This window comes from Paenibacillus nuruki, from assembly GCF_001721045.1.
In the GTDB taxonomy this organism is placed as follows: domain Bacteria; phylum Bacillota; class Bacilli; order Paenibacillales; family Paenibacillaceae; genus Saccharibacillus; species Saccharibacillus nuruki.
The window spans coordinates 253775-266269 of sequence record NZ_MDER01000086.1; the positions used below are offsets into that span (position 1 = coordinate 253775).

At 40.0% G+C, this 12495-nt stretch carries 7 protein-coding genes; 6 read left to right on the forward strand and 1 reads right to left on the reverse strand.

Features of this window, described 5'->3' with window-relative positions:
• The first annotated feature begins 183 nt into the window (after positions 1-183).
• The 6 genes from PTI45_RS21255 to PTI45_RS21280 all read left to right on the forward strand — a co-directional run bounded on the left by PTI45_RS21255 (position 184) and on the right by PTI45_RS21280 (position 11326).
• Positions 184-1485: an aldehyde dehydrogenase gene (locus PTI45_RS21255; RefSeq protein WP_069329583.1), complete on the forward strand. Its 1302-nt coding sequence runs from the start codon at positions 184-186 to the stop codon at positions 1483-1485.
• Positions 1486-1744: 259 nt separating this feature from the next.
• Complete coding sequence (locus PTI45_RS21260) at positions 1745-3268, forward strand: CoA transferase (RefSeq protein WP_245703527.1); 1524 nt, start codon at positions 1745-1747, stop codon at positions 3266-3268.
• Between the two features lie 286 nt (positions 3269-3554).
• Entirely contained in the window at positions 3555-5300 is a 1746-nt protein-coding gene (locus PTI45_RS21265; RefSeq protein WP_069329584.1) for an alpha-glycosidase, read from the forward strand.
• A 628-nt stretch (positions 5301-5928) separates the two neighbouring features.
• Positions 5929-8055, forward strand: coding sequence for a BglG family transcription antiterminator (locus PTI45_RS21270; protein ID WP_069329585.1), 2127 nt, complete (start codon positions 5929-5931; stop codon positions 8053-8055).
• Positions 8052-10022 carry a PTS mannitol transporter subunit IICBA gene (locus PTI45_RS21275; protein WP_069329586.1) on the forward strand — a complete coding sequence of 657 codons (1971 nt, stop codon included), beginning with the start codon at positions 8052-8054 and terminating at the stop codon, positions 10020-10022. Before PTI45_RS21270 ends, PTI45_RS21275 begins: the two co-directional genes overlap by 4 nt.
• 149 nt (positions 10023-10171) lie before the next feature.
• Entirely contained in the window at positions 10172-11326 is a 1155-nt protein-coding gene (locus PTI45_RS21280) for a mannitol-1-phosphate 5-dehydrogenase (protein WP_069329587.1), read from the forward strand.
• Between the two features lie 111 nt (positions 11327-11437).
• Here PTI45_RS21280 and PTI45_RS21285 read toward each other — a convergent pair whose 3' ends face one another.
• The gene (locus PTI45_RS21285; protein WP_069329588.1) at positions 11438-12466 is read right to left on the reverse strand and encodes an EAL domain-containing protein; all 1029 of its coding nucleotides are present in this window, start codon (positions 12464-12466) and stop codon (positions 11438-11440) included.
• Positions 12467-12495: the final 29 nt, after the last annotated feature.

Here is a 12495-nt window from a genome sequence, read left to right on the forward strand (position 1 = left end):
TTATATACCCACTTTATACACAGTTGTCGCTTTTGCCACACCTTAATACTGTTTGGTTATTGTAACTATACGATCAATAGCGTATAATTCAATTTATCACAATTTAATATGAAAATTTATTCATATCAATTAACCGAATAGGTTTACAAATCATAAAAACTAAATTCAAAGGGAGTTTTAAATATGACAACAGCACATGAGTTGGTTCAACAACAACGACAATTTTTTAATACAGGTAACACCAAAGACGTAACATTCCGTATCCAAGCATTGAATCGCCTCAAAAAAGCAATCGAGAAATTCCATCAACCGATTTTGGATGCTTTGAAAAGCGACTTGAACAAATCAGAGCCTGAAGCTTTCGGTTCTGAGATTCGTATCGTTTTAGGCGAAATTGACTTTACACTAGAACATTTAGAACAATGGGCAGCACCACGTGAAGTACCTACTGCTTCTACGTTGCCAGATTCGACTAGCTTTATTCATCCCGAACCTTATGGTGTGGCTTTGATTATCGCACCGTGGAACTATCCTTTCCAATTAGCATTCGGACCGTTGATCGGTGCAATGGCAGCTGGAAATAGTGCAGTGATCAAACCTTCTGAATTAACACCTGCGGTATCTAAAGTGACTGCTGAACTGATTGCAGATACATTCCCTAGTGAGTATATCGCTGTTATGGAAGGCGAAGTAGAGACCAGTACAGCATTGCTTAAAGAAAAATTCGATTATATCTTCTTCACAGGTAGCACAGGTGTAGGTAAAGTTGTTATGAGAGCAGCGGCAGAACATTTGACTCCAGTGACATTGGAATTAGGCGGTAAAAGCCCAAGTATCGTTCACAAAGATGCGAACTTACAAGTGGCAGCGCAACGCTTAGCTCGTGGTAAATTCTTGAATGCTGGACAAACATGCGTAGCTCCTGATTATCTATTGGTGCACGAAGATGTACGTGAAGAATTTATTTCTTTATTACAAGCTGAAATCAATGATAAATATACAGAGAATGCAACCCAAAATCCAAACTTCCCACACATCGTGAATCAACGTAACTTTGATCGATTAGCGAAATTTTTGGAAGATGGCGAATTCTTAATCGGTGGACGTTCGATTCGTGAGCAATTGGTTATTGAACCTACACTACTTGGTAATGTCGATTGGACTTCACCGGTGATGCAAGAAGAAATCTTCGGACCGATCTTGCCAGTGATCGAATATAACGACCTTAATCCTATTCTAGACGAAATCGTACAACGTCCAAAACCATTGGCTCTATACTTGTTCACCAACGATGAAGAAGTACAAGACCAAGTATTCAACACTGTTTCTTTCGGTGGCGGTTGTGTTAACGAAACACTATCTCATATGACTTCACACTACCTACCTTTCGGCGGTGTTGGTGATAGCGGTATGGGTTCATATCATGGACAACAAAGCTTTGAACTATTCTCTCATCACAAAAGCATCCTAAAACGTAATTCATAAGAGAATGATTTTAAAAATAATTTAAAACGTATATAAGCCAAAGTGATCTTCGCTAGAACGGATATGCTTCCTTCGTAAGGAACATGACCAGAAGATGCTTTGGCTTTTTTATTGATGTTGTATAGACTCCTTTCTTTTTTACCCAATTTCAAGATATCTGTGGCTTTGTCCTCATTTCTTATCACACTGGTTATTGAGTGTCACTTTGGGTAAGTTTATAATTATATGTATACATTTACTTATGGATGGAGTGACAATCATGAACGATACCACAAATATAGAAATGAATACGATTGATCACATGAAACAACGTATTTTGGATGCTCAACATAATCGTCTTACTCATACGGATTTTGATATTCACGCAGAATTGGAAAAAGTATTACAAGATATCGGCTTATCTTCCGCAGATAGTGGCGGAGAAATTTCATTTACAGGGAAAGATCCGATTGTCCCTAGCGTACTGCGTTTAGCTAGTTCTGCTGGAATTGGAATGGTTGCCAAGTCTGTGGCAGCCGCTAATCTCTGGCGACTTCGTGGGGGTAAAGGTCAAGATATATCACTGGACTTGCGTAAAATTCTACATCGCCTATCCCCTTTTTATGATCGTAAATGGGAGAAATTAAACGGATATTCACCTGCTAGCCCTTCCGATCCTAGTCAGGCACTCAAATTTGGCTTTTATGAAACGAAAGATCATCGCTGGGTGATGCCACTTGAACCTTATCCTAAGCTCAAAATTAATACGTTAAAATTATTAGATTGCGCCGATACACCAGAAGCTGTATCTAAAGCCATCTCCAAATGGAATGCCAAAGATTTGGAAGATGCTGCAGCTAAAGTAGGCGTAGTGATGCCAATGGCACGTACATTAGAAGAATTTATCGAAGAGCCTACATTTGCAGATGTTGCCAAATTACCGCTTATTCAAATTGAAAAAATCGGTGAAAGTGAGCCTGAACCGTTGTCTCAAGGTGTATCTTCTCCACTTGAAGGTATACGTGCTTTAGGAATGGGGCATGTGATTGCAGGTGCAGGTATAGGACGTGCACTGGCTCTTCAAGGCGCAGATGTACTTAATATCTGGCGACCATCCGATTGGGAAGTAGATACCACTTATTACACCTCTAGTGTAGGTATGCGTTCTTCTACTTTAGAGATTGGCGAACCTCAAGGTCATGCCAAAATGCAAACATTACTTCAAGATGCGGATATCTTTTTTGCGAATCGTAGACCTTCATATCTGAATCGATTTGAACTAGATCCTCAGCAAGCTGCTGCTATTCGACCAGGTATTATTCATGTATCGGTTTCCCTTCATGGTGAAGACGGTGTCTGGGCAGATCGGGTAGGATTCGATCAGACGGCTGGAACAGTGACAGGTGTGATGTGTCTTGAAGGAACACCAGAGAAACCACAATTACCCGCTATTTTGGTGGTTAACGATTATATTATCTCATGGCTCGCTGCTGCTGGCGCCATGGCGGCATTAGCCAGAAGAGCACAAGAAGGTGGCAGTTATAAAGTACACATTTCGCTTAGTCGTGTGTCCTTATGGTTGATGTCGATGGGTATTTTTGATAAAGATTACGCTTATACTACAGCAGGTTCTTCGGACGAACATCTGTATCTTGATCCTGACTTATTTACAGCAGAAACGGTCTGTGGAGATTATCAAGGAGTGACCGATCAAGTTCAAATGTCTGAGACACCTGGGCATTACAACACTGTACTTGTCCCTAGAGGATCTAATCGCCCTGAATGGTTGCCAAAAAATCTGTAAAGTTAACCTTTCATTTATATATTCAATACAGATCATATACAAGTATCTTTTATGAGTAGTAATGACTGCTTATAAATAATTTCGGATCTTCAGCAATTTGGTTACGATAATAAGCTTAGATATGGCTTGTTATCGTAACCTTTTTTATTCTTCTATTTCTTCTAATAGATAAGCCACAGACCTGCGCCGATGTAGAGCTTAACTAATTGGTTCCATCAATTCTTTTTCGGGTATAAATCGATAGAGCAAAAGCACTATCATACATATTTTAATAGGAGGAACATCTATGTTAATCGAAGCTGTCTATCATCGTCCCAAGCTGAATTGGGGCTATCCTTATGATCTCAAAACGATTCATTTGCGTCTACGTACCAAAAAGCAGGATGTCAAAGAAGTCTGGGCTCTGGCTGGAGACAAATACATGTGGGAAAAGTCCAAAGAACGTGTACAAATGCATGTTTTTGCAACAGATGATTGGTTCGATTATTGGGAATGTGAAGTTGTTCCTCCTTTCCGCCGTATCAAATACGGATTTCTTCTTAAAAATGATGACGAAGAAATTTGGATGGATGAAGATAAATTTGGCAAAGAAGAGCCGAAAATGGATCGTTTATTCGATATTCCATTTATTAATCCAGTCGATGTATTCACACCACCAGCATGGGTAAAAGATGCTGTCTTTTATCAGATTTTCCCGGAACGATTCGCTAATGGAGATCCATCCATCAACCCTAAAGACACCTTAGCATGGGGCGAAAAGCCAGAATGGTTTAACTTTTTCGGTGGTGATCTACAAGGGATTATCGATCATTTAGATCATTTAACGGATCTTGGCATCAATGCGATTTATATGACTCCTATTTTCAAAGCAACGACTAACCATAAATACGATACAGAAGATTATATGGAACTTGATCCTCATTTTGGGGATAAAGAAACATTGAAGAAATTAATTACCACTTGCCATGATAAAGGGATTCGAGTGATGTTTGATGCGGTATTTAATCATTCGGGTAAAACATTTGCTCCATTTGTTGATGTACAGGAAAAAGGCGAACAATCCAAATATAAAGATTGGTTCCATGTACGTAAATTCCCGTTAGCTGTAGAAGACGGTATTCCGACGTATGATACATTTGATTTTGAGCCGTTGATGCCGAAGCTGAATACTGAAAATCCAGAAGTTAAAGAGTATCTACTCAATGTAGCGAAATACTGGGTCGAAGAATTTGGAATCGATGGTTGGCGCTTAGATGTTGCGGACGAAGTGGATCATCATTTCTGGCGTGAATTCCGTCAAACGGTGAAAAGTATCAATCCAGACGTCTATATTTTGGGCGAAATCTGGCATGAATCTTCTCCATGGTTACAAGGCGATCAATTCGATGCTGTAATGAATTATCCGTTCAAAAATGCGGTAACAGATTTCTTTGTTGAAGATACTACCGATGCGTTAACTTTTGCTCATGCGATTGGGACACAGATGTCACGCTATCCTCGTCAAGTAACCGAGGTATCGTTCAATCTACTAGATAGCCATGATACCGCTCGCGCGCTCACACTCGCTAAAGGCAATAAAGATCGTCTCAAATTAGCGGTAACTTTCCAGATGACGTATAGTGGTACTCCTTGTATCTATTATGGAGATGAGTTTGGAATGGAAGGCGATAATGATCCAGATTGCCGTCGTTGTATGGTCTGGGATGAAAAAGATCAAGATTTAGAGTTATTTGCTTTTTACCAACAATTAATTGCGCTACGCAAGCAATATCCGGCTCTACGTCAAGGTACGTTTAAGTTCTTGCATGCCAAAGAAGGTAATAATGGACTGATCTATGAGCGTTCTGATGATAAAGATACATTTGTCATCGCAATGAATAGCTCCTCTGAACCTGTAACAGTAAGTATTGATGTGAAGACGACACAGTGGGAAAATATGTTGGATCACACCACACTTCAAGTTGAAAATGGACGTCTAGAAGAGCAGCTACCTGCTTTTGCATTTGTTATCTTAAAAGCTGTTCAATCCTAAACTCGATAGATATAGGAACTACCTATATGTTAAAAGCCTGCTTTCTTTATAGAAAGTAGGCTTTTTTATAGTTTTTTTTATAATCTATTCCATATGTAATCAGCGGTAGACGATCTCTTATTATGCATATCATTTATCATTTTAAAGTATTTATTCGCTTCATCTTTAGATAGAAGGATTTCCTTTTTTTTGCAATAACATATAGAGTATTGAATTTTATATTAAGTATTGAGAACAAGGTTCCGATATTCAAAGAGATAAGCTTTTTTACATTTTATTCAAGTGTTTCAACAAGTATTATTTAGGTTTATGTTATACATTGTTTAGTATTTTAATTCATTTTTTATCATTTTTTGTCGAATTTATTTTACAGATTTATGCGACTTTTTACACCCTTTTTTTGAAAAAGAGAGCTCAATTTATCCTTTTTCGTCATTCGCTTTTCGCTGCTTATTCGCTCCCTCTTTACCTTTGTCCCTTATACACAAAGGACAAATCGTATCATCTTTCAATTGATATCTTCATCTTAAAACCTTAAACTTTGAAGTATTCACTACTAGTTCTTATTTCTTAGCCCTATGTTTATGATATCGTTTTCAATCGGACTTTGGAAAGGAGGATATCGATTTTGGAGAAGCTGACCGCTCGCCTCACAATGATGCTACAGTTTCTGGTTGCCTCTCATGGTGACTATATTACAATCAGGGACTTGTCCGATCATCTAGATGTGAGTGAGAAAACGGTCAAGCGTGAATTGCCGAGCGTTGAAGACTGGTTGCATCAAAGACAGCTAACCCTGATTCGCAAACCGGGTACAGGACTTGCACTGGAAGGTAGTCCAGAACATCTGGCTATTGTACAGCAAGAACTGGAAGAACAGACACCGAAGAAAGACTACACCCGTGAAGAAAGGCATTACTTCATTATTAGTGAACTTTTACTTTCCAAAGAACCGATTAAGTTATACACCTTTGCTTCACAGTTCAAAGTCACAGAAGGCACACTCAGTAACGATCTCGATCGAATAGAACAATGGCTTCAAGCTTTTGAGATTACATTGATTCGCAGACCGGGCTTAGGTGTCTATATTGAAGGAACCGAAAGTAGTATCCGTTCTGCACTGGTACATCTTCTTTATGAAAGTGTAGATGAATATCAGTTGAATCATCTGGTACGTGACCGTTTCCCTACCGAAGAACAACCGGGACGCGTACAATTCCATATCCGCAACCGCCTGCTGAACCTGGTTGATGATGGAATGATGAACCAGCTTCAGCAGTACTTGAGTGATCTGGAACGTGAAATGCATATGAAATTAACCGATAGCGCGTATATCGGGCTTGCTGTTCATTTAGCACTGGCGATTGAACGTATTCGCAGAGGGCAACGTATCACAATTGCTCCACGCATACTGGATGAGCTTAAGCAACTAAGTGAATTTGAAACAGCACGTACACTTGCGATCAAGTTAGAACAGTCTTTCGATATTATGATTCCTGAAGATGAGATGGGTTATATCACCATGCATTTGAAAGGCGCCGAAACAAGACTGAGTGTCGAATCTGATCCGTATTATGAGCATGTCAGCTTTGAACTGGTCAAGCTTGCCCGGGATGTTCTGAAAATGGCGGAAAGTGAAACTGGCTTCGAGCTCAAAGGAAACAGCAAGTTATTTGCCGGATTTATTAATCATCTGGGGCCTGCGGTAGAACGTCTACGATTGGGTTTAGATATTCGTAATCCTCTACTTGCTCAGATCAAAGAACAATATGGTCCTACCTTTGAAGTGGCACGTAAGTGTTCTACATTACTTGCTCAATTTACAGGCAAAGAAGTACCGGAAGCAGAGATTGGTTATATGGCGATGCATATCGGAGCTATGTCTGAATATGCCGCCGCTCAGAAAAAACCATTTAAAGCCTTAATCGCTTGTGCAAGTGGTATGGGAACGTCCAGTCTATTATCTGTTCGAGTCAAGCGTGAGTTCCCAACACTGCAAATTATTGATGTGGTCTCTTCTTCTGAAGCAGTTCGCTTAGAAAAGCGGGCTGACATTATTATCTCGACCGTAGAAGTAGATAGTGTGATTCCAACGGTACGTGTATCGCCTTTACTTTCATCAGAAGACATTATCGATATTCGAACAGCTTTATCCAAGCTAGATACTTCTCATCATACACAGCATGAATTACAACAATCGATCCATCCGAGTGTGCGCTTAACCGAAACGCTAAGTACACACAAAGAAACACTGACAGGCATCTTAGATCTTACGCAAGGATTAGCGATAAGAGATGGATACAGTGCTACTTCTGTAACTGACTTGATTCATCAGATAGCCACCACTTTTACAGCTTCTGCTGAACGGGCAGACGTATTAGAACAAGAATTACATGAACGTGAACGATTAGGTGAAACGGTACTTTCACAAGATGGATTGATTTTATTACACTGTCGTTCCTCTGTCGTACCCAAACTATTTTTAGGCGTGATGCGATTTGCACATCCGATATCAGCTGCTTCACAATCGGTTGATCTGTATGCAGCAATCGTACTGCTTGCTCCTAAAGACAGCAGTAAGTCCTATCTGGAAGCAGTCAACGAAGTCAGTAAATCACTGATTGATCGCCCTGGCTTTGTCACTAGAGTTGTATCGGGTAGTGCGGTCGAATTAACGGCTGAAATTTCTAGTCTAATGAAAGATTTATACACTCGCAAAATTGAACAATATATGATGGAGGTCGAACAATTATGAGTTCTGTGCAGACAGCTACAAAAGAAAGAAAAAGTGCTCGCGATCGCGTTCAAGGATTTGGTCGTTTTCTAAGTGCTATGATTATGCCGAATATCGGTGCATTTATCGCTTGGGGTCTACTGACAGCACTATTTATTCCAACAGGTTACTGGCCTAATGTTGATTTAGCAACAATGGTTGATCCTATGATTAAGTATTTGCTTCCTTTATTGATCGCTTACACAGGTGGTAAAGTTGTAGCTGGTCATCGTGGTGGTGTACTGGGTGCGATTGCCGCAATGGGTGTTATCGTGGGTGCCGAGATTCCAATGTTTATCGGTGCGATGATTATGGGTCCACTTGGTGGATATGTGATCAAACAGTTCGATAAATTGATCGAAGGTAAAGTAAAAACTGGTTTTGAAATGTTGGTTAACAACTTCTCTGCTGGTATTATCGGGATGTTGCTTGCGATTCTTGGATTTGTAGGTATTGGTCCATTAGTTGAAGCATTTACAATGTTAATCGAATCAGGTGTTAACTTCTTAGTTGCTCACAACCTTTTACCATTGGTTTCGATCTTCGTCGAACCAGGTAAAATTCTATTCTTAAACAATGCGATTAACCATGGTATCTTTACACCACTTGGTGCGCAACAATCTCTAGAAACGGGTAAATCAATCTTCTATCTTTTAGAAGCTAATCCAGGTCCAGGTCTTGGCTTATTGTTAGCTTACTGGATCTTCGGTAAAGGAACAATTAAAGGTTCTGCTCCAGGTGCTATCATTATTCAATTCTTTGGTGGTATTCATGAAGTCTACTTCCCTTACGTATTGATGCGTCCAATCTTGTTTGTCGCTGTTATCCTTGGCGGTATGGCTGGCGTATTTACAAATAGTATCTTAGGTAGTGGTCTAACCAGTGCGGCTTCTCCAGGTAGTATTTTCGCAATCTTAGGTCTAGCTCCAAAAGGTGGTCATCTGGTTGTATTAGCAGGTGTAGCCGCAGCAGCCATTGTTTCCTTTATTTTCTCAGCGATCTTCTTACGCAAAGCACCAAGCGATGAAGATTTGGAAAAAGCGCAAGCCGCTTCTAAAAACATGAAGTCTGGCGGTAACGCTGGTGGTCCTGCTTTGACATCGGCTAACGATCTTCAAGCAGGTGAAGTTCGCAAAATCGTATTTGCTTGTGATGCAGGTATGGGTTCAAGTGCTATGGGTGCTTCTTCTTTCCGTAAAAAAGTACAACAAGCTGGCTTGCCTATTAACGTAACTAACACAGCGATCGATGCGATCCCTTCTGATGCAGATATCGTTGTTACACAGCAAAATCTAACCAGCCGTGCGAAAGGCAAAGCACCAAATGCACAGCATGTATCCATTGATAACTTTATTAACAATCCGATTTATGATGATATGATTGAACGTCTCAAAGCAGCTACAGCAGGCAATGCAGATTCTTCGATTCCAGATAATGTTGCGGGTGTGAAAGAAGAAGTCAGTAATGTATTGAGTCACAATGCTCCACATGTGGTACAAGATACAACAACAACTTCTAATGCAGGCTCTAGTATTTTGCGTAAAGAGAATATTGTCCTAGGTCTTACCAGCACTTCTAAAGAAGATGCGATTAACAAAGCAGGCGAAATGCTGGCTGCCGCTGGTTATGTCAAACATGACTATATTGCAGCGATGCATGAGCGTGAAAAAGTAGCTTCCACTTATATCGGTAACGGTGTAGCGATCCCTCATGGTGTCGGTGAAGCGAAAAAACAAATTCAAACATCCGGTATTGTTGTTCTACAATATCCAAATGGTGTGGAATTTGAAGGCGGTACTGCTTATCTTGTCATCGGTATTGCAGGCGCAGGTGGAGAACATCTTCAAATCCTCACTAAAATTGCAGAAACGATTGAAGATGAATCGACTGTACAACATTTAGCTAAAGTAACAGATGCTGAAGAAATCTATCGCACATTCTCTATCTAATCCTATAGTTATTCCGGTTGAATCAGCAGCGATTTCGTTGCTGATTTAACCTGTTTATATCTACTTTTGCTTATATAAGCTACATCTAAAGGTATTATTTTGTTTTTGACAGGATGATTACCTACAAATACTTACGGAGGTGCAATATTATGAAAAAAGCTATTCAATTTGGTGCAGGAAATATCGGACGTGGATTTATTGGTGCTTTATTATCAAATGCAGGCTACCATGTGGTGTTTGCAGATATTAACGAACAGATGATCAACGAATTGAATGAGAAAAAAAGTTACCAAATTCATATTCTAGATCTGGAAAAAAGTGTTGAAACGATTACCAATGTATCCGGTTGTTTGTCTAACGGTACAGATATTGTTGATGAAATCGCAAGTGCAGATATTATCACTACGGCGGTAGGTCCTAACGTACTGAAATTTATCGCACCCACGATTGCACAAGGAATCGAAGCTAGACGTAATGCTGGTGGCGGTTCACTGAATATTATCGCTTGTGAAAACATGGTAGGTGCAACAAGCCATCTACAAGAGCAAGTGTTGACTCACCTTTCAGAAGAAGGCAAAGCGTATGCTGAAGAACATGTAGGCTTTGCTAACTGTTCTGTTGACCGTATCGTGCCTCCTTTCCAGGGTGATAGTATTCTAGATGTAGGTGTAGAAGCATTCCATGAGTGGATTGTCGAAGAGCCTAAGCTTAAAGGCGGTACACCTGAAATTGCAGGCATGAAATTGACAGACAATCTGGTTGCTTATGTACAACGTAAATTGTTTACACTCAATACAGGTCATGCGATTACGGCTTATATTGGCTTCTTGAAAGGTCTAGAAACGATCGATCAAAGTATTCAAGATGAAAGTGTACGTGCGATTGTACGCCCTGCGATGGAAGAAAGCGGCGCGGCTCTTGTGCAAAAACATGGCTTTGATGCGGATGAACATGCGAAATATATCGATAAAATTGAAACTCGTTTCAAAAATCCATATATCCGTGATGAAGTGATTCGTGTTGGACGTGAACCTTTACGTAAATTAGGACAAGCCGATCGTCTTGTAGGCCCTGTAAAAATGGCGACTGAATTCGATCTTAGTCGTGATCATTTGCTTAAAGGAATTGCAGCGGCATTCCATTATGACAACACAGCTGATCCTCAATCTGCTGAACTACAAGGACGTATCCAAGCTGAAGGCTTCGGCCCTGTGGTAAGCGACGTTACTGGATTTGCCAAAGACAGCGAAGACTACAATAAAGTCATTGCCGCTTACGAAGAATTGAAGTCTTTAAAAGGCTAATATAGATAAATAAAAGCTTTGAGTATAAAAGAACTCATCAAAAAAGCCCTTAATTCGAAGTGTATACTACACTTTAGAAATAAGGGCTTTTTGATTGCACTTATACGGCTTTTAACCTAATTGAAGATTAGGAGAATCAGATGGTTTCCCAAACAAGTATCCCTGTGCTAGTTCGATGCCGATACTGCGGCAAAATTCGTATTCTTCACGGCGTTCGATGCCTTCTGCTAATACAGTTGAACCGTGCTTTTGTGAACGTTCAAGAATATGAATAATCTTTTGTTGTTGTTCAGGATACGTATCGCAATGATCAATCAAACTGCGATCTATTTTGACATAATCCGGTTGAAGATAGTCGATTAATTCAGGCTTTGAATAACCTGAACCAACATCATCCAGTGCTACCGATATCCCGTTGCTACGATACACGTCAAAAATATTTTGCAATTTAGGCATTTCGATAATATTCTCTGTCTCCACCACTTCAAACACAAAATCTTTCGGATTAAGATCAAGGCGTTCTATTGCTTCAAACGTATGGCTCAAGCAATATTGTGGGTTATAAATAGAGGATGGTAAAAAGTTAATAAACCGTTTAATTCCCGGTTCTAAATGCTCAGCACTGACCTCAATCGCTGAGATACGAGCCGCACGATCTAGAAAAGAGTGTAATCCTGTTTTACGAGCGATATCGAATAACCGATACGGCTGAAAAGTAGGGCCATTTTGAATCGGACGCAGAAGAAATTCATATGCGATCACTTGCTCATGTTGATCCACAATAGGTTGCATATGGCTGGTAAACTGCTTTTTCCGAATAATCTCTACGACATCATCATGTTGCAAACGGGTGACAAATACGGACAATGAAAGCCACACAGGCTCTCCACCAATATCGTCTGAACCCAACAAACCTACAGATACACATGATGTAATGTCTTCAGGTAAACTTCGTACCCACTGCATAATATCAAGCATCTGTCCTCTTGACTGATATGAAATAGAACAAATATCTTCCATGATATACGTATCATAAGATTGTTGTCGGATTAGAGTTTCAAGAGAAGGAGAAAGCGGTCGCAAGGACACTGTTCCTTGGTCTTCTATAGGTTGAACATAACTACAACCGCTACAATTCATAGCAATCCTCCTTAATAATAAAGCAAAAA

Coding starts and splice junctions, on each gene's coding strand:
- PTI45_RS21265 (WP_069329584.1), top strand. CDS start 3,555: ATGTTAATCGAAGCTGTCTATCATCGTCCCAAGCTGAATTGGGGCTAT.
- PTI45_RS21260 (WP_245703527.1), top strand. CDS start 1,745: ATGAACGATACCACAAATATAGAAATGAATACGATTGATCACATGAAA.
- PTI45_RS21285 (WP_069329588.1), bottom strand. CDS start 12,466: ATGAATTGTAGCGGTTGTAGTTATGTTCAACCTATAGAAGACCAAGGA.
- PTI45_RS21255 (WP_069329583.1), top strand. CDS start 184: ATGACAACAGCACATGAGTTGGTTCAACAACAACGACAATTTTTTAAT.
- PTI45_RS21275 (WP_069329586.1), top strand. CDS start 8,052: ATGAGTTCTGTGCAGACAGCTACAAAAGAAAGAAAAAGTGCTCGCGAT.
- PTI45_RS21280 (WP_069329587.1), top strand. CDS start 10,172: ATGAAAAAAGCTATTCAATTTGGTGCAGGAAATATCGGACGTGGATTT.